This is a genomic window from Bacillus sp. ok061 (assembly GCF_900108285.1).
Classification (GTDB): Bacteria; Bacillota; Bacilli; order Bacillales; family Bacillaceae_G; genus Bacillus_A; species Bacillus_A thuringiensis_S.
Map to the genome: position 1 here is coordinate 17,609 of NZ_FNUW01000045.1, position 19,012 is coordinate 36,620.

The following is a 19,012-nucleotide window of genomic DNA, read 5'->3' on the forward strand; positions in this document are numbered from 1 at the left end:
AGGAGGAATAAAAGTGAGTATTTTAAGTGCAAAAAATTTAGAAACAAGTTATGAAAAGCTTACAGTGTTTCGCGATTTAAATGTGGAAATACAAGAAGGAAAAGTAACGACAATTATAGGCCCAAACGGTTGCGGTAAATCGACATTGTTAAAAACAATGGGAAGAATTTTAAAACAAAAAAGTGGAAAAGTATATTTGCAAGGGCAAGATTTACATACAATTCCAACGAAAGAAATTGCGAAGCAGTTAGCTTTACTCCCGCAAACTCCAATTGCACCAGGTGAACTTAAAGTGGAAGAATTAATTTCTTATGGACGCTATCCACATCGCAATAACGTAAATAAGTTAACGACAAAAGATAAAGAAATGATTGATTGGGCATTAGATATAACGAAAACTTCTGAATTTCGAACGAGACAAATTGCAAATTTATCAGGCGGTCAAAGACAAAAGGTATGGCTAGCGATGGCATTAGCACAAGAGACAGAAGTGTTGCTATTAGATGAGCCAACTACATACCTTGATATGTCTCATCAATTAGATGTATTACAAATTGTGGAGAAGTTAAATAAAGAACATAATTGTACGGTTGTTATGGTATTACATGATATTAACCATGCATCAAGGTTTTCAGATGAAATTATTGCAATGAAGGAAGGCGAAATTGTTACAACTGGTAGCCCAGAAGAAATCATTACAAATGAAGTGTTAAAAGAAGTATTTCATATTGATGCGCGTGTCATGATTGATCCGTATAATGGGGCTCCTGTTTGTTTCGGTTACGATAGCGTTGTATCTCAAGAAGAAAAAATCGAAATATATGTAACAAGTTAAAAGGGGGGGATAGGGTGAATACTACAATTGAAAAACAGCAGATTATAACATCTAATACAGAGCAGTGGAAAATGTATTCAAAATTAGAAGGTAAGGAATATCAAATTCATATTTCAAAGCCGAGGCAACCAGCACCGGATTCAGGATATCCTGTCATTTACGTATTAGATGGCAATGCCTTTTTTCAAACATTTCATGAAGCAGTTAAAATACAATCAGTAAGAGCGGAAAAAACCGGTGTTTCACCAGCTATTATAGTAGGAGTGGGTTATCCAATTGAAGGCGCATTTTCAGGGGAAGAAAGATGCTATGATTTTACGCCTAGCGTAATTTCAAAAGATGCCCCTTTAAAACCAGGCGGTAAACCGTGGCCTAAAACAGGAGGAGCACATAATTTCTTTACTTTTATTGAAGAAGAATTGAAGCCGCAAATTGAAAAGAATTTTGAGATTGATAAAAGTAAGCAAACGTTATTTGGACATTCTTTAGGTGGACTATTTGCTTTGCATATACTATTTACAAACTTAAATGCTTTTCAAAATTATTTTATTAGTAGTCCATCTATATGGTGGAATAATAAATCCGTATTTGAAAAAGAAGAGAACCTTATACATGAATTAAACAATGCTAAGTTTGAAACAGGAGTGTTCCTTACAGTTGGGTCACTAGAACGAGAGCATATGGTTGTAGGTGCAAATGAATTATCAGAGCGCCTTCTCCAAGTAACCCACGATAAACTTAAATTTAAGTTTTATGAAGCTGAAGGGGAGAATCATGCATCTGTTGTGCCGACGTCTTTAAGTAAAGGGTTGAGGTTTATTAGTTACGTATAGGAAAGAAGGTAAGCAATTGCTTACCTTTTTTTCCTTATTGTTTAAAGGCAACGTATCCATCAATTAAAAAACTAGTGAAAAAGCGAGTCATTTGAGTAAAGCCACATTCCTTCATGATAGTTAATAAATTAGCTATGAAAGCTTATAGTTTTACAATGCGTGAGAAGCAAGTAATACGTAAAATTCTTACAGGTATGTCGACAAAGGAATTAGCCGAAGAACTTTGTATATCTATATACACGGTACAAGATCATTTAAAATCCATTTTTGAAAAGACTGGGGTAAGTAGCAGAAATGAACTTGTGTGGGAAGTATTTTCGAAGTTTTGCTTTGATGCCACTGAATGAAAATAAAACAAGTCTACAAAGATCACATGAAGTACGGTGGATGAGTTGTAGAATTGAGCTTAAAAAGGTTATGGATGAAACATTCCATAACCTTTTTTAATATGTAGAATTGTCCTTTTTGAAAGTTTTGTTTCAACTTTTCGTCTAAAGAGACAAAAAGTTGTCACAAATCGGTCACAATTAGCATAAACATAAAATAGACGAAATGAACTTATTTCCAAAAAGGCTTGGTTTATTCCAATCATGATTCTTAGAGCTGAAAAAGCATGGATTAAAAGTTCACTATATTCCCAAGGAGGTAGATCGTATGAAAACTATTCTTGCTATCGCTGGACTTATTTGGGTTCTATCGCATGGCATCCCAATTTATGAAGGAGAACAAATTCGCAGTGCTCTAAATAAAAATTTTAATGAATATCATATCATTGATCGGCAAGATAATGTTGTGACAGTTCGAGTAAATGACTGTTTTCATACGGTAACCGTTGAAGGAACTTCAGTAGTGAATGATACAAAAGTATGTGATCAGCAATAATTATATATGGAAAGAAAAAATTCTCGAATTAAATATCTGAAAATTAAAATTTAAGCATTATAGACGAAGAATAAGCGGGGGCGGGTAATCCCCGCTTATTCTTGTTTCACTTTATTGAATTTTGATGAGAGATATCATGATTTTTTTGACAAAAAGGAAAGGGTATACTGAAAATTGAGATTAAGAAGCTAATGAGTTGTTAAGAATAATCATAAAGTGTAAATATACTCTTATGGGGTATCATGCGTAGATATTTAATGCTATAATTGGTATACTCATAAAAACAATTGTTTTATTGGATGAAGAGAAACTTTAAGAAGGTGATAATATGGATCATAAAGAGCATGAAGCAGTAACACATAGATCAGAAAAAGAAAAAGAACAGATTATAAATAGATTAAAGAGAATTGAAGGACAGGTTCGCGGTATTCAAAACATGATTGAAAATGATCGTTATTGCGTAGATATTTTAGTGCAAATTTCAGCGATTAATGCAGCGATGAAAAAAGTAGGAATGGGCGTTCTCAAAAATCATACGAGTCATTGTGTTTCAGGAGCTATTAAAAATGGAAATGGTGACGAAGCAATTGAAGAATTAATGACAGTATTTGAACGTTTTTCAAAAGCGTAAAAACAAGCTAGTATTTAACTGGCTTGTTTTTTTGTTTACCCTTATATTGGATTTTGGTGTATTGTAGTGAAAAAGTGTGTGTAAAATAAACTTTTAGAAAATAATTGAAAAATCATGATATAAAACCATTGATTACCTTAGGGGGGTATGGTAAGATGTAATTGTGATTAACAAACAATGAATAAACAAGAGGAGGATTTTAAATGGAACAGTTAACATTACAAGTTGAAGGTATGTCTTGTGGACATTGTGTAAATGCTATCGAAAGCAGTGTGAAAGAGCTAAACGGTGTTGAACAAGTGAAGGTTCAATTAGCAGAAGGAACTGTTGAAGTTACTATCGACTCGTCTGCTGTAACATTAAAAGATATCGTTGCTGTAATCGAAGATCAAGGATACGATGTTCAATAATTATTTTTAGATATGGAAATAAATCGTACTTTAAATGGAGTACGATTTATTTTGCTAATAATTATACCTCATAAGGGTATATAGAGGTGAGAGACATGGATGAAAAAAAAGAGGCCAATCTTCAAATATCAGGAATGACATGTGCGGCATGTGCAAATAGAATTGAAAAAGGTCTAAAAAGAGTAGAAGGTGTTCATGAGGCAAATGTAAATTTTGCGCTTGAAAAAACAAAAATAATGTACGATCCAACTAAAACAAATCCGCAACAATTTAAAGAAAAAGTTGAATCATTAGGATATGGAATTGTAAGTGATAAAGCTGAATTTACTGTTTCAGGAATGACATGTGCAGCATGTGCAAATAGAGTTGAAAAGCGTTTAAATAAGTTAGATGGTGTGAACAAGGCGACAGTAAATTTTGCTTTAGAATCAGCCACAGTAGACTTTAATCCTGATGAAGTTAATGTAAATGAAATGAAGAGCGCGATTACGAAGCTAGGATATAAATTAGAAGTGAAACCAGATGATCAAGATGCATCAACTGATCATCGATTACAAGAAATTGAAAGACAAAAGAAGAAGTTTATTATTTCGTTTATTTTATCTTTCCCATTATTATGGGCAATGGTTAGTCATTTCTCATTTACGTCGTTTATTTATTTACCAGATATGTTAATGAACCCTTGGGTGCAACTAGCACTTGCAACTCCTGTTCAATTTATCATTGGTGGACAGTTTTATGTTGGGGCTTATAAAGCGTTACGTAATAAAAGTGCTAATATGGATGTTCTCGTGGCGCTTGGAACGTCTGCCGCTTATTTCTATAGTGTATATTTAAGTATTCAATCTATTGGTTCTTCGGAACATATGACAGATTTATATTTTGAAACGAGTGCGGTACTTATTACATTAATTATTTTAGGTAAATTATTTGAAGCGAAAGCAAAAGGGCGCTCATCAGAAGCGATTAAAAAATTGATGGGTTTACAAGCGAAGACAGCTACAGTAGTGCGAGATGGAACAGAAATAAAAATTTTGATTGAAGAAGTAGTAGCTGGTGATATCGTCTATGTAAAGCCTGGTGAAAAAATACCAGTAGATGGTGAGATTGTAGAAGGTAAGTCAGCGATTGATGAATCGATGTTAACGGGTGAAAGTATTCCTGTTGATAAGTCAATTGGGGATGTAGTAATAGGTTCGACAATGAATAAAAATGGTTTTTTAAAAGTGAAAGCAACTAAAGTAGGCAGAGATACTGCATTAGCTCAAATTATTAAAGTAGTAGAAGAGGCACAAGGTTCAAAAGCTCCTATTCAAAGGGTAGCAGATCAAATTTCAGGTATTTTCGTACCGGTTGTAGTTGTGATTGCGATTATCACATTTGCAGTATGGATGATATTTGTTACACCTGGTGATTTTGGCGGAGCACTTGAGAAAATGATAGCCGTACTTGTTATCGCATGTCCATGTGCATTAGGTCTTGCAACGCCTACATCTATTATGGCAGGATCAGGAAGATCGGCTGAGTATGGTATTTTATTTAAAGGTGGAGAGCATTTAGAAGCAACGCACTGGTTAGATACGGTTATTTTAGATAAAACGGGTACAGTGACAAATGGGAAGCCGGTGTTAACAGATGTAATTGTGGCAGATGGATTCAATGAAAATGAACTGCTTAGATTAGTAGGGGCAGCAGAAAGAAATTCTGAACATCCACTTGCAGAAGCGATTGTAGAAGGCATTAAAGAAAAGAAAATTGATATCCCAAGTTCAGAAATGTTTGAAGCAATTCCAGGATTCGGTATCGAATCAGTTGTAGAAGGAAAACAATTATTAATTGGCACACGTCGATTAATGAAGAAATTCAATATTGATATTGAAGAAGTTTCAAAATCAATGGAAGCGCTAGAACGAGAAGGAAAAACAGCAATACTCATTGCAATCGATAAAGAATATGCTGGTATAGTTGCCGTTGCAGATACTGTAAAAGATACTTCAAAAGCAGCTATCACAAGGCTTAAGAAAATGGGTCTAGACGTTGTTATGATTACAGGAGATAATACACAAACTGCTCAGGCGATTGCAAAGCAAGTTGGAATTGATCACGTAATTGCAGAAGTATTGCCAGAAGGAAAAGCAGAAGAAGTGAAAAAACTGCAAGGAAATGGTAAGAAAGTAGCGATGGTTGGAGATGGGATAAATGATGCTCCTGCTCTTGCTACAGCAAACATTGGTATGGCAATTGGAACGGGAACGGATGTAGCGATGGAAGCAGCGGATATAACGTTAATCCGCGGTGACTTAAATAGTATTGCTGATGCGATCTTTATGAGTAAAATGACGATAAGAAATATTAAACAAAATTTATTCTGGGCATTAGCTTATAATGCGTTAGGAATTCCAATTGCGGCATTAGGCTTCTTAGCCCCTTGGGTTGCTGGAGCAGCGATGGCATTTAGTTCTGTATCCGTTGTATTAAATGCATTACGATTACAAAGAGTTAAATTAAAATCTTAAAAAACTACATTAAGTAATTGAATAGAATTAAAAAACAATACTTTGAATAAGTATTGTTTTTTGTTCGTATAGAAATTAAAACGATATAATAAAGAAGAATTATTAAATCTTATGTAGTAGAAAAGTTAAGAGGTAGTTTGGTAAGGAGACTTATATATGTTAAAAGATATTATAATTAGAACATTTCAGAAAGAAGATTTAAATCAAGTATTACAATTGTTCTATGAAACAGTTCATACGGTTAATGCAAAAGATTATAATGAGTTACAGCTACAGGCATGGGCACCAGATCGACTAGAGGGAGAAAGCTGGTTACAGTCTTTAGAGAAGAATATTAGTTATGTAGCGGATTATAACGGTGTGATAGTGGGATTTGGGGATTATAATGATGAGCATTACGTAGATCGTTTATTTACACATAAAGATTATCAAGGAAAAAGGATAGCTTCCTACATACTACAGAAGTTAGAAAAAGAAGCAGTAAACTTGGGGCATGGGGAGATATATACAGAGGCGAGTATTACAGCAAAACCTTTCTTTGAAAGTAAAGGTTTTATTTGCATAAAGGAACAAAAGAAACAGCAAAATGGTCAGATTTTTATTAATTATGTAATGAAAAAATAGCCCTCTCGTAAACGAGAAGGCTATTTTTTCATTATTTTACAGCTTCTTTAAGTTCTTTACCAGCTTTGAAAGCAGGTACTTTAGAAGCTGCGATTTGCATTTCTTCACCAGTTTGTGGGTTACGGCCTGTACGAGCAGCTCTTTCGCGAACTTCGAATGTACCGAATCCGATAAGTTGTACTTTCTCGCCAGCAGCTAAAGTGTTAGTGATTGATTCTACTACAGTTTGTACAACTACAGTAGCTTCTTTTTGAGAAATCTCAGCATTTTGTGCTACGTTTTTAATTAATTCTGTTTTGTTCATGTTTTTCACCTCATATGTAAATAATGCTATTTAAGTTGTTATTATAACGTATAAAACATTCGAGAACAAGTGTACGTACATATATTCGTAAAAAAAATGAAATTTGTAATATTTTTGAGAGCTACTTTATAGACATTCAATTTAAGCGGATACAGATTTTTTCTTTAATGCAGTTTGCTCTTTATTGGAAGGGAGTTTCTTATTATAGGATATGAAATAAGGTAATGCTACAAATAACATACCTCCTACTAAGTTTCCGAAGAAAACAAAAATGAAGTTTGGAAAATATTCAATCCAAGTTAAATGACCGGCAAAAATTGCAGCTGGGATGACAAACATATTGGCTACAACGTGTTGAAATCCAATCGCAACAAAAGTCATAACTGGGAACCAAATACCGATAATCTTTCCGATAAATTCTTTACTTCCCATACTGAGCCAAACAGCTAAACAAACGAGCCAATTACATCCGATTGCAGAAATAAATGCTTGCAATGGTGTATCTTGTAGTTTCGCTTGAGCGATAGAAATAGTTTTCGCTAAAAAAGCTCCTTCAGTTAAGCCGACGATATGACCGAAAAAATAGGCTACGAATACAGCTCCTATGAAATTGCTAAATGTAACAATAACTAAATTTCGTATGAAATAAAATAAAGTAATTTTCTTTTGGAGCCAGGCCATAGAAACTGTCATCATGTTACCAGTTACTAGTTCACCGCCTGCAAGAATAACGAGAATAAGACCAACAGGGAATACAGCAGCGCCTAGAAAACTAGAAAATGATCCCCAATATTTTGGCATTGTCCCAATAACATGGATATCAAGTAAATACCCTAATGCGATAAAAGCACCACCAAAAAAACCAAGAATTAGCATAGGGAGCAATGATAAATGAGCTTTTTTCCTTCCTGAATTGGCAGCAAGTTCCGTAATTTCTTCTGGTGTAAATACAGACATGAATAATCCCTCCGTAATAAAATGATGGAATGAATAGAAAAAATTTCGAAAATCTATGTATTATAAAAATATGTTATGACTTCTGTATAAAATTGTCAAAGTGAATAGAGAGGGAATTACATTCATGTGATAACATTGTTCATGTTGTCACATGAATGTAACAATAAGGATTTAAAGTGTTTCTAGAGGTGAAAACATGAATACGAATCATGTAAAAAAAGAACGGAAAAAATCAATCGTAAAGATATTTATTATTAGTTTTATAAGTATATTAATGATACCAGTAAGTTTGTATTATTATGCGACAGAAATAGAACGAAAATTAGTAACAGTTACGTGGAATGAAATAGAAGCTTCTGCAATTCCTAAAGAATTTAATAATAAAAAAATATTACAGTTTTCAGATGTACATTTAGGACCAGAGTTTACACTGAAACAACTTGAACATTTAGTGGAGAAGATGAATGAATTACATCCAGATATAGTAGTTTTTACCGGAGATTTAATAGATAAATTTGGGTCTTATAGTGCGGAAAGAGAAGAAGCGAAGGCTATTTTGCAGAAAATTTACGCTCCCTTAGGGAAATATGCTGTGTTTGGGAATCATGATAGGGGCGGGGGCGGTAGTTTATTTTACAAAAAATATATGGAGGAAGCTGGTTTTTCTGTATTAGTAAATGAAGTGCAGAAAATTAAAGTGGAAAACGGCAAATATATTACAATATCAGGTTTGGATGATTTTCTATTAGGGAAGCCGCAAATAGATTCAACTTTAAAAAACTTGAAACAAAATGATTTCAACATGTTATTAGTACATGAGCCGGATGTTGTAACCAAAATAAATCGTTACCCAGTTGATCTTCAACTGTCAGGACATAGTCACGGAGGGCAAGTCCAAATTCCTTTTGTAGGTCCGTTAATTACTACCAAACTAGCTGAGAACTATGTTGAAGGTATGTATGAAGTAGAGGGGAAGAGTAAGCCGTTATATTTATATGTAAATCGTGGCATTGGGACTACTAGGATGCCTGTTAGATTTTGGAGTGTACCTGAACTTTCAGTTTTTGTGTTGAAGCAAAATAGTGACTAGAATAGTAGGAGGACTTTTAGAGAAAGTTCTCTTTTTTTATTGATTAAATACTGAATGTTATGTAAGTTTTATTTAAAATGTTAAATAAAGAAAGGGGAATTTCTATGATAGAAACATGGCATAAAGAATTGGAAAGTTTATATAACCAAATAGTTTCATGGCGAAGAGATTTTCATCAATATCCAGAGCTATCGTTTCAAGAAATAGAAACGCCGAGAAAAATAGCTGAAATCTTAAAAAGTTTTCATATTAATGTGAAAACAAATATCGGGGGTAGAGGGGTAATCGGCGTAATTGAAGGTGGAAGACCTGGGAAGCCGATAGCGCTACGTGCTGATTTTGATGAACAAGCAATGTTAATTGGTGGTAAATTACTTTTAAGTCTTGTGAATAGTTATGTAAGAGATGAAAAAGAATCTTTTCATCATGTAGAAGTGAAAAAGTAATTTACATAAATAAAAAACAACAATAGGTTATTTAACCTATTGTTGTTTTTTATTATTTTTGCAAGGGAATCGCATCAAAATATGTTCTATAGTTATTAGAGAATTCAAAGTTGTTTTTTGCATCCCAATTAATAGACCAAGACATTAGGCCGCGGAATGCAGGGTAGCCACTCTGATTTGAAAGCTTATACTTTCCTCCGAAAGGAATTCCTTTAATGATATAATCTAAAGCTTTTTTCATTTCAGTTGGAGAAATATATCCGCCACTTGGAGCGGCCGCTGGTGCTGCAGGAAGTCCAATCATGACTTGATCCGAACGAAGAGCTGGGAAAATGTTATTTGGATTACCACCTACAGGAAAACCATGTAAGAGCATATCTGCCATAGCGACTTCGTAGTCTGCAGTACCTTGATTGTAGTTATTACCGTCCATTCCAATCCCGCTACCAGCATTGTAGTGTTGAACATGAATGTATGTTAGTTTGTCTTTCACTCCGTAAATAATTGGTAAATATGCACCCCATATGCTTCCATATGCGCTATAACCGCCTTGAACATAAGCTGTTTCAGGAGCCATGCTTAATAGAAAATTTGGACCATAATGATCTGAGATTGTCCGAATAGCTGAAATAAGATTTACGATTTGAGGAGTCGTTGGATTTTTGAAATTAGTGTCATTACCGTTTAAGTAAATTCCTGATTCAAGGTCAATATCTATTCCATCAAAACCGTATTTATCAATTAGAGATTGTATGGAATTAATAAAACGTTGCTTAGCGGCATTATCAGGAAGTAAAACGACCCCATTTTGTCCACCTATTGAAAGAACTACTTTCTTTCCTTTGCTTTTTAAATAAGCAATATCTGATTTGAATTCTGCATCCGTACCATACACAGGAGAAAATTCAACAGTGGAACGATCACCACCAGTTTCACCGAAAGATACATTGAGTACATCCCATTTTGGTGAAACGTCTCTTAATTTAATAATGCCAGTACCGTTATCAAAGTTATGCCAGTATCCAACAAGTAATTTTGATCCTAAATTGTTTGCTGCTTGTGTTTGAAAAGGGGATAGCGGTAGCAGTAAGAACATTACTAAAATACAACAAAAAAATTTGAACTTGTTTAACATATCAACACTCCTATACAAAAAGTTGTCTAGATGTATAATCTTGTTTATTTAATAATATCTGAAAATTCTTTCTTTTGTAAGAGGGCTATAATTTTCTCAACAATTGTGTGTGGGAAAGTATTAAACCTAATGAAATAATTTTTGAAGGAAGCTGAATTGCAATTGTTAAATTCAGAATATTTTGATATATTTTAAAGTATAGAACAAAATCTTTCACACAGTACTCTTACATAAATTTCAAAATTTAGTTTGGAAGGGGATGTACAAGAGTTGGATAAAAATCTAAAGAAAGACCTTAAAATACGCCACATTACAATGATCTCAATTGGCGGCGTAATAGGAGCTGGTTTGTTTATTGGAAGTGGTGCAGTTGTACATTCGGCAGGACCAGGTTCTATCGTTTCATATGCATTAGCAGGACTTCTAGTCATTTTCGTCATGAGAATGCTAGGAGAAATGGCAGCTGTTAATCCGACAAGTGGTTCATTTGCAACGTATGCAAGAGAAGCAATTGGTCCATGGGCGGGTTATACAATAGGCTGGTTATACTGGTTTTTCTGGGTAATTGTTATTGCAATAGAAGCCACAGCAGGTGCTGGTATTATCCAATATTGGATTCCACAAATACCGCTATGGTTATTAAGTTTAATATTAACAATTTTATTAACGTTGACGAACGTTTTTTCGGTGAAATCATTTGGAGAGTTTGAATATTGGTTTTCTTTTATTAAAGTAATAAGTATTGTTTTGTTCCTTTGCCTAGGTCTTGCTGTTATTTTAGGATTTGTTCCAGGAACAGAAGCACCCGGCACTTCGAATTTAATTGGACAAGGTGGATTTATGCCAAACGGTATAAGTTCGGTATTGCTTGGAATTACTGTTGTTATATTTTCATTTATGGGATCAGAGATTGTAGCAGTAGCGGCTGGTGAATCTGCAGAACCTGTAAAAGCAGTAAAAACAGCAACAAACAGTGTGATTTGGCGTATTCTTGTATTTTTTATTGGGTCTATAGCGGTAGTTGTTACGCTACTGCCATGGAATTCAGCAAACATATTAAAAAGTCCATTTGTAGCTGTACTTGAACATATAGGAATACCAGCGGCAGCACAAATTATGAATTTTATCGTTTTAACAGCTGTACTTTCTTGCTTAAATTCAGGTTTATATACAAACTCAAGAATGCTTTTTTCAATGGCAGAAAGAGGAGATGCGCCAAAGTCATTTTTAAAATTGAACAGTAGTGGTGTTCCTGTTCGAGCGGTTTTATTTGGAACTTTCTTCGCTTATATTGGAGTTGTTTTTAGTTACATTTCTCCAGATAAAGTCTTTTTGTTTTTAGTGAATGCATCTGGCGGGATTGCGTTACTAGTTTATCTCGTTATTGCAGTTTCGCATTTAAAGATGCGTAAAAAAATGGGGAAAGTGGAACAACAAAATTTGAAAGTGAAAATGTGGCTTTTTCCGTATGTAACGTATGTTACAATTGCCGCTATTATAGTGGTTTTAGTTGCGATGCTCGCAATTGATTCTTTACGTTCACAAGCACTTTTAACAATGTTTGTTACTGTTCTTATCATACTTTCGTATTTTATTTTTAATAGAAATAAAAATAGCACAGTTTTGAATCCTAAAAGTAAGAATGAGGAATCTGTTCGATTCTAATTTTCTTGTTTTCGAAGAGAGTTACACCCAATCATTGCTATAAAAGAATCATATATAATCATAGAAACAAGTAATTACTATTGTCATAGTGGATATAAACTTTTTTCTTGACTTTTTATACGAAGGCGAGCAGAATGGTAAAAAAGGAAGGGGGGATGATGATGGAAGAGTACGTATTAGAGCTGTATAACCTGTTATATACGACAGAATGGCAAGATATTGTTTCGTTTCTAGGAATAGTATTTTGCATGAAAATTGTAATTGTATATATGGAAGAGCAAGGTATGTTCTATTCCTTCTCATCTCCGTTCGATGTGCAGCGCGAGCCGTTGCTAAACTATGCCAATGTGAATTACGAACAATTTCCTTTTGTAGTTTTCTTTATGATTCGATTTATAACAGCAATTGTAAAGAAGAAGGAAAGTGATGATGAAGAGTGCCACGCAACTTGTAAGGTAGCTAACGTTTTTTAAGCTAAATACAAGGAGGAGATTTATATGTGGTTTCGATTTCTTATGATTGGTTTCTTTTCATTAACAGCAATTTCATTAATGGGATATCAAGTGTCTGAAATTTTTCAAGCATATAGCGATACATTTTTTAATAAAAATTAATCGCGTTGCTATTTGAATAATAAAGCGATAAAATCCTTCTTAAGAAGTTTTATTAAGAAGGATTTTTTTCTTTGTCTTGTCTTGCTGTGTCAAACTATTGTCACATTTACACTGTGAATAATATGTTAAAATAGTGAGGTTATGTATACATACTTGAAGGAAGAGGGAGTGACCATTTTGGTGGATCAATCAACAAATCAGAAAAGCTATGCTCCTATTGTGATAACGCTTTCTGTAATTGTAAATGCGATTATTTTATTTTTGTTCTTTGGACCTGTTGGCTATGAAGGAGAAGTCCATTTTGATGTAACAATTTTACCAATGTTAAATGCGATTTTTAATAGCTTTACGTTCGTATTCTTATTAGCAGCTTTATACTCTATTATTAAAAAGAATGTGAAAATGCACCGTGGTTTTATCCTCGCAGCATTTACAACGACGTTGCTATTTTGTGTTTCTTATTTATCGTATCATTACTTGGCGCCAGCAACACATTTTGGCGGAGAAGGGTTCATTAAATATGTGTACTTCATTATTTTAATTACGCATATTATCCTTGCAGCAATTATCGTACCACTTGCATTGTTTGCGCTTGTATTTGGTTTTACAAATCAATTAACACGTCACCGTAAAATTGTACGTTGGACGATGCCGATTTGGTTATATGTAAGTTTATCTGGTGTTATTGTTTACTTAATGATCTCACCTTATTACCAATAAAAAATCTCAGCCTGTAGGCTGGGATTTTTTTATTAAGCAAATATTTTTGTGAAATGAAAAAAATATGGTATACAAAAGTATAGTTGCTTTTCATATAGAAGGGATGGTAAAGAAATATGCAAAATTTTGTATTTCGTAATCCAACGAAACTTATTTTCGGTAAAGGTCAATTAGAACAGTTAAAAACTGAAATTCCACAGTTCGGTAAAAAAGTTCTTCTCGTATACGGGGGAGGCAGCATTAAAAGAAACGGTATTTATGATAATGTAATTTCTATTTTAAAGGATATAAATGCAGAAGTATTTGAATTGACAGGTGTTGAACCGAATCCACGTGTATCAACTGTAAAGAAAGGGATTCAAATTTGTAAAGAAAATGGTGTTGAATTTATTTTAGCAGTTGGTGGAGGAAGTGTGATCGACTGTACGAAGGCAATTGCAGCTGGTAGTAAGTACGATGGAGATGTATGGGATATTGTAACGAAAAAAACATTTGCTAATGAGGCATTACCATTTGGTACTGTACTTACTCTTGCAGCAACAGGATCTGAAATGAATGCAGGCTCGGTAATTACAAACTGGGAAACGAATGAAAAGTATGGATGGGGTAGCCCGGTTACTTTCCCGCAGTTTTCAATTTTAGATCCAGTTCATACTACTTCTGTACCGAAAGATCAAACAATTTACGGTATGGTAGATATTATGTCGCACGTATTAGAACAATATTTCCATCATGGAACGAATACAGAACTACAAGATCGTTATTGTGAAGCTGTTTTAAAAACAGTAATTGAGACAGCACCTAAGCTTTTAAGTGATTTAGAAAATTATGAGCATAGAGAAACTATTTTATATTGTGGTACTATGGCGTTAAACGGCATTTTAGCGATGGGAGTAAAAGGAGATTGGGCGACTCATAATATTGAGCATGCAGTTTCTGCTGTTCATGATATACCACACGGGGGTGGCCTTGCGATTTTATTCCCGAACTGGATGAAACATGTTGTAGAGGAAAATGTAAGTCGTTTTAAACAGTTCGCTATTCGTGTATTTGATATAGAAACAGATGGCAAAACAGATAAAGAAGTGGCTTTAGAAGGAATTAAGGCACTGCGTCAATTTTGGACTTCAATTGAAGCGCCAGCAACATTAGCTGATTACGGTATTGGAGAAAATGAAATTGATATAATGGCTAATAAAGCGATGGCGTATGGTGAATTTGGTAACTTTAAAAAATTAAATAAAGATGATGTTTTAAGTATATATAAAGCTTCTTTATAAGTGAATTTAGAAAAGAAACCTATTTGATTGTTTAATCGAATAGGTTTCTTTTTGCTGTTTATAAATGTTTATGGGTGTTTTTTGATTATTTTTGATTGTTTGTGGTTGATTTTTGTGACCGTTTTCATTATACTGTAATCAAAGAAGAGGTGAATAAAATGTTAACTCCTGAACGTCATCAAATGATATTGCAACTTGTAAAAGAACAGAAAGTTGTAAAATTACAGCAATTAGTTGAAAGAACAGAAAGCTCTGAGTCGACAATTCGCCGTGATTTAGCACAATTGGAAAAGCAAAGGTTATTAAAAAGAGTTCATGGTGGTGCCGCTGTTTTAACAGGAAAAGGGCAAGAACCAACGATGGTTGAAAAATCATCCAAAAACATTCAAATAAAACAACAAATTGCTAATTATGCGGCTAGCGTTATTGAACAAGGTGATTGTATTTATTTAGATGCAGGAAGTACAACATTTGAAATGATTCCATTTTTAATAAATAAAGATGTGACTGTCGTTACGAATGGACTTATGCATATTGAAGCTTTAGTTGAAAATAATATTCGTGCGTATTTACTAGGTGGAATGATGAAGAGTAGGACGAAAGCTTTAATCGGTGCTATGGCACAGGAAAGTATGCAGAAGTATCGTTTTGATAAATGTTTTTTAGGTGCAAATGGTGTACATGAACAGCTTGGCTTTACAACGCCAGATCCAGAAGAAGCGCTCTTAAAACAAATGGCATTAACATTAGCAAACGAAGGATATTTCTTAATTGATGAAAGTAAGTTTTCAGAAGTTGCGTTTGCGAAAATTGCAAATGTTGAAGATGCAAATATTATTACAAACCATTTAGAAATTGATTTAGAAAAATATAAAAAACAAACCAATGTAATTGAGGCTGATAAACAATGATCTATACAGTTACTTTAAACCCATCTATTGATTATGTAGTGCAAGTTCCTTCTTTTGATTTAGGAACAATAAATCGAGCGGAGAAAGATATGAAGTTTCCTGGAGGAAAAGGAATTAATGTTTCTCGTGTTCTTCAGCGTTTAGGTGTTAAAAATATAGCACTTGGATTTACTGGTGGATTTACTGGTCAATTTATTAAAGAGGTATTACATGATGAAGGTGTAACAACAAACTTCGTCCAAGTAGATGAAGATACTCGCATTAATGTGAAAATAAAAGGGAAAGAAGAAACAGAATTAAATGGCCAAGGTCCTATTGTAACAAAAGAGCAGTTCGAACGGTTAATGAAAAAAATTGAGAGTATGCAACCTGGAGATTGTGTTGTACTCGCTGGGAGTGTACCGGTCTCTATTCCAAGTACTTTTTACGAATCAATTGCTGCGTTTGGATCTGAAAAAGGTATTCGTGTAGTAGTAGATGCAAGTGGAAGTGCACTGCAACATGTAATTAAAAATAAGCCATTTTTAATTAAGCCAAACCATCATGAACTTGGTGAGTTGTTTGGAGTGGAGCTTTCAACAGTAGAGGACGTTTTACCTTATGGAAGAAAATTAATTGAACAAGGTGTAAAACACGTTATCGTATCGATGGCTGGAGAGGGAGCTTTATTATTTACGGCAGAAGGTATATATGAAGCGACTGTTCCAAAAGGTGTTGTAATTAATTCAGTTGGGGCCGGAGATTCTCTTGTTGCAGGATTTGTAGGCAAATATGAACAGACAAAGGATATTGAAAAGGCATTTCAATACGGCGTTGCAACAGGGAGTGCAACAGCATTTTCAGCTGATTTATGTGAGAAGGAAAAAGTAGAAGAATTATTGTCGCAAGTAATTGTAGCTAAGCGATAGGGGGAAGCAACATATGAAAATTACAGAATTATTAAAAAGGGATACAGTCATTATGGATTTGACAGCTTCAAATAAAGAAGCTGTCATAGATGAACTAGTTGAGAAATTAAACGGGGCAAATCGTTTAAATAGTAAAACGGAATTTAAAGAAGCTATTTTAAAGCGGGAGTCCCAAAGTACGACTGGAATAGGGGAAGGTATTGCAATACCTCATGCGAAGACAAAGGCTGTTAAACAACCATCGATTTGTTTTGGTAGAAGTGTAAGCGGTATCAATTATGAGTCGCTTGATGGACAGCCAGCACACTTATTCTTTATGATTGCTGCAAGTGAAGGAGCGAATAATACTCATTTAGAAACGTTGTCTCGTTTATCGACATTATTAATGGATGAAGGGTTTCGCAAGCAACTATTAGAAGCGAAGGATGAAAGTGAGCTTCTTCAACTATTTGATGAAAAAGAGAATGAAAAAGAAGAAGAGATTGAAGTTGCACAACCAGAAGGAAATGAACCGTACGTACTTGCTGTTACAGCTTGCCCAACTGGAATCGCTCACACATATATGGCGGCGGATAGCTTAAAAGCAAAAGCGGCAGAGTTAGGAGTAGCGATTAAAGTTGAAACAAACGGATCAACAGGTATTAAAAACGGTTTAACGAAAGAGGATATTGAACGTGCAACAGCTATTATTGTTGCGGCAGATAAACAAGTAGAAATGAATCGTTTTGCTGGTAAACATGTCATTCAAGTGCCAGTTGCTGATGGGATTAGAAAAACGGAAAATCTGCTTAAACGAGCTGTCAAACAAGATGCACCAATCTTTAAAGGTGTAAAAGAGGATGGGAAATCAGAAAGTATTGAGAGAGAAAAAGGATTAGGAATTTATAAGCATTTAATGAGCGGTGTAAGTAATATGCTTCCATTCGTTGTTGGTGGCGGGATTTTAATAGCGCTAGCATTTTCGTTTGGTGGTATAAAGGCGGAAGGTCCTTTAGCTGAATTGTTCATGTCAATTGGTGGAGGAAAAACAGGTGCGTTTTTATTCCTTGTACCAATTTTAGCTGGATTTATTGCAAGCTCTATTGCTGATCGTCCTGGTTTTATGCCTGGTGTTGTAGGTGGATTTTTAGCGGCGAATGCGAATGCTGGATTTTTAGGTGGATTAATTGCTGGTTTCTTAGCTGGATATGTTGTTTTAGGGTTAAAAAGATTATTTTCAGGACTACCAGTACAATTAGAAGGAATTAAACCTGTTTTGTTATATCCAGTCTTTGGATTATTGATTACAGGAGTTGTAATGCAAAAAGTAGTAATTCCGCCTGTAGTAGCATTAAATGAAATGTTGACAGGGTGGTTAAATGGTTTAAATGGTACGAATGCTATATTACTAGGTCTTATTTTAGGTGGTATGATGGCAATTGATATGGGTGGTCCAATTAATAAAGCAGCATTTACGTTTGGTATTGCTGCAATAGAAGCACAGAATTTTGGAGTACACTCAGCAGTTATGGCTGGTGGTATGGTACCGCCACTTGCGATTGCATTCGCAACTACATTCTTTAAATCAAAGTTTACAGAAGCGGAACGTAAATCAGGTTTAACAAATTATATTATGGGAGCATCGTTCATTACAGAAGGTGCGATTCCGTTTGCAGCTGCAGATCCGGTTCGAGTAATCGTAAGTTGTGTTGTTGGTTCAAGTATTGCAGGTGCGTTATCTATGTTATTCCAAGTTACATTACCGGCACCGCATGGTGGATTATTTGTAATAGCGTTAGTAAATAAACCGTTACTATATATTTTGTCTATATTAATTGGAACGATTGTCTCGGCTATTATGCTAGGTGTTTGGAAAAAGAAAGTTCAATAACAAATGAAAAGAGAGCAGCTTTTAGTAGCTGCTCTCTTTTCCAGGCTGTGGAGAAAGTCTTCTCCACAGCCTGTTTTTGTGTCTGAACCTCTTTTTATGTGTCAACACTGATAAAAAGAGGTAAAGGAGAGATTTTTTATGATGGGTGCTTTAAAAAATCATCGTGATGAACGTGTATCTGTTTCTGTAGAAGAGTTGGTTCCACAAGATCATTTCCTTCGTGCGATCGAAGCGACAATTAGTTTTGATTTTATTGAAGAGAAGTTACGCCCTTATTACTGTGAAAACAATGGACGTCCGTCAATCCATCCTATCGTTTTATTTAAAATGATGTTTATTGGATATTTTTACGGTATTCGTTCGGAGCGTCAATTGGAAAAA

General features: G+C 34.5%; 19 protein-coding genes and 3 pseudogenes. 18 read left to right on the forward strand and 4 right to left on the reverse strand.

Annotated elements, in window-relative coordinates; genetic code table 11:
* The first annotated feature begins 13 nt into the window (after positions 1-13).
* Together C4S65_RS31570 and C4S65_RS31575 are read left to right on the forward strand one after the other, a co-directional pair.
* A complete protein-coding gene (locus C4S65_RS31570; RefSeq protein ID WP_000025766.1) occupies positions 14-835 on the forward strand; it encodes an ABC transporter ATP-binding protein in 822 nt (273 codons plus the stop codon).
* Positions 836-849: 14 nt separating this feature from the next.
* Entirely contained in the window at positions 850-1,668 is an 819-nt protein-coding gene (locus tag C4S65_RS31575; RefSeq protein ID WP_097820433.1) for an alpha/beta hydrolase-fold protein, read from the forward strand.
* A 34-nt stretch (positions 1,669-1,702) separates the two neighbouring features.
* Here C4S65_RS31575 and C4S65_RS31580 read toward each other — a convergent pair.
* Positions 1,703-1,798 (reverse strand): annotated as a pseudogene (locus C4S65_RS31580) (class I SAM-dependent methyltransferase); the annotation flags it as partial.
* 4 nt (positions 1,799-1,802) lie between these two features.
* Between C4S65_RS31580 and C4S65_RS31585 the strand changes: the two are divergent.
* The 6 genes and pseudogenes from C4S65_RS31585 to C4S65_RS31610 all read left to right on the forward strand — a co-directional run.
* Positions 1,803-2,015 (forward strand): annotated as a pseudogene (locus tag C4S65_RS31585) (helix-turn-helix transcriptional regulator); the annotation flags it as partial.
* A gap of 307 nt (positions 2,016-2,322) precedes the next feature.
* Positions 2,323-2,550 (forward strand): hypothetical protein, encoded by a 228-nt coding sequence (locus C4S65_RS31590; RefSeq protein WP_000849103.1) that lies wholly within the window; start codon positions 2,323-2,325, stop codon positions 2,548-2,550.
* A 328-nt stretch (positions 2,551-2,878) separates the two neighbouring features.
* Complete coding sequence (locus C4S65_RS31595) at positions 2,879-3,181, forward strand: metal-sensing transcriptional repressor (RefSeq protein ID WP_000349637.1); 303 nt, start codon at positions 2,879-2,881, stop codon at positions 3,179-3,181.
* A gap of 203 nt (positions 3,182-3,384) precedes the next feature.
* Entirely contained in the window at positions 3,385-3,591 is a 207-nt protein-coding gene (copZ, locus tag C4S65_RS31600) for a copper chaperone CopZ (protein ID WP_000436973.1), read from the forward strand.
* Positions 3,592-3,686: 95 nt separating this feature from the next.
* On the forward strand, positions 3,687-6,107 hold the full coding sequence (locus tag C4S65_RS31605; RefSeq protein WP_103945800.1) for a heavy metal translocating P-type ATPase: 2,421 nt from the start codon (positions 3,687-3,689) through the stop codon (positions 6,105-6,107).
* A gap of 156 nt (positions 6,108-6,263) precedes the next feature.
* Positions 6,264-6,731, forward strand: coding sequence for a GNAT family N-acetyltransferase (locus tag C4S65_RS31610; protein WP_061666422.1), 468 nt, complete (start codon positions 6,264-6,266; stop codon positions 6,729-6,731).
* 31 nt (positions 6,732-6,762) lie between these two features.
* Here C4S65_RS31610 and C4S65_RS31615 read toward each other — a convergent pair whose 3' ends face one another.
* Complete coding sequence (locus tag C4S65_RS31615; RefSeq protein WP_001043904.1) at positions 6,763-7,035, reverse strand: HU family DNA-binding protein; 273 nt, start codon at positions 7,033-7,035, stop codon at positions 6,763-6,765.
* A gap of 141 nt (positions 7,036-7,176) precedes the next feature.
* The gene (locus C4S65_RS31620) at positions 7,177-7,992 is read right to left on the reverse strand and encodes a formate/nitrite transporter family protein (RefSeq protein ID WP_061666423.1); all 816 of its coding nucleotides are present in this window, start codon (positions 7,990-7,992) and stop codon (positions 7,177-7,179) included.
* A 196-nt stretch (positions 7,993-8,188) separates the two neighbouring features.
* Between C4S65_RS31620 and C4S65_RS31625 the strand changes: the two genes are divergently transcribed.
* Both C4S65_RS31625 and C4S65_RS35515 read left to right on the forward strand, forming a co-directional pair.
* On the forward strand, positions 8,189-9,082 hold the full coding sequence (locus C4S65_RS31625; protein WP_061666424.1) for a metallophosphoesterase: 894 nt from the start codon (positions 8,189-8,191) through the stop codon (positions 9,080-9,082).
* 104 nt (positions 9,083-9,186) lie between these two features.
* Positions 9,187-9,426: pseudogene (locus C4S65_RS35515) on the forward strand (amidohydrolase); the annotation flags it as partial.
* A gap of 154 nt (positions 9,427-9,580) precedes the next feature.
* Here C4S65_RS35515 and C4S65_RS31640 read toward each other — a convergent pair.
* Positions 9,581-10,663 (reverse strand): chitinase, encoded by a 1,083-nt coding sequence (locus C4S65_RS31640; RefSeq protein WP_061666425.1) that lies wholly within the window; start codon positions 10,661-10,663, stop codon positions 9,581-9,583.
* Between the two features lie 270 nt (positions 10,664-10,933).
* Here C4S65_RS31640 and gabP point away from each other — a divergent pair, with 270 nt between their 5' ends.
* From gabP to C4S65_RS31690, 8 genes are all read left to right on the forward strand, one after another.
* Positions 10,934-12,328 (forward strand): GABA permease, encoded by a 1,395-nt coding sequence (gene gabP, locus C4S65_RS31650; protein WP_061666426.1) that lies wholly within the window; start codon positions 10,934-10,936, stop codon positions 12,326-12,328.
* 134 nt (positions 12,329-12,462) lie between these two features.
* Positions 12,463-12,801, forward strand: a complete 339-nt coding sequence (locus tag C4S65_RS31655) for a hypothetical protein (RefSeq protein WP_003271231.1) — start codon at positions 12,463-12,465, stop codon at positions 12,799-12,801.
* 318 nt (positions 12,802-13,119) lie between these two features.
* Positions 13,120-13,662, forward strand: a complete 543-nt coding sequence (locus C4S65_RS31665) for a DUF420 domain-containing protein (RefSeq protein ID WP_000228316.1) — start codon at positions 13,120-13,122, stop codon at positions 13,660-13,662.
* 116 nt (positions 13,663-13,778) lie between these two features.
* Positions 13,779-14,942, forward strand: a complete 1,164-nt coding sequence (locus tag C4S65_RS31670) for an iron-containing alcohol dehydrogenase (protein ID WP_001179092.1) — start codon at positions 13,779-13,781, stop codon at positions 14,940-14,942.
* Positions 14,943-15,100: 158 nt separating this feature from the next.
* Entirely contained in the window at positions 15,101-15,853 is a 753-nt protein-coding gene (locus C4S65_RS31675) for a DeoR family transcriptional regulator (RefSeq protein WP_016080598.1), read from the forward strand.
* Positions 15,850-16,761 (forward strand): 1-phosphofructokinase, encoded by a 912-nt coding sequence (pfkB, locus tag C4S65_RS31680; RefSeq protein WP_000640855.1) that lies wholly within the window; start codon positions 15,850-15,852, stop codon positions 16,759-16,761. The genes C4S65_RS31675 and pfkB overlap by 4 nt, the downstream gene beginning before the upstream one ends.
* A gap of 13 nt (positions 16,762-16,774) precedes the next feature.
* On the forward strand, positions 16,775-18,631 hold the full coding sequence (locus C4S65_RS31685) for a PTS fructose transporter subunit IIABC (RefSeq protein WP_061666427.1): 1,857 nt from the start codon (positions 16,775-16,777) through the stop codon (positions 18,629-18,631).
* A 138-nt stretch (positions 18,632-18,769) separates the two neighbouring features.
* Positions 18,770-19,012 (forward strand): transposase (locus tag C4S65_RS31690; RefSeq protein WP_142391538.1); only part of this gene is annotated, 243 nt, incomplete at its 3' end.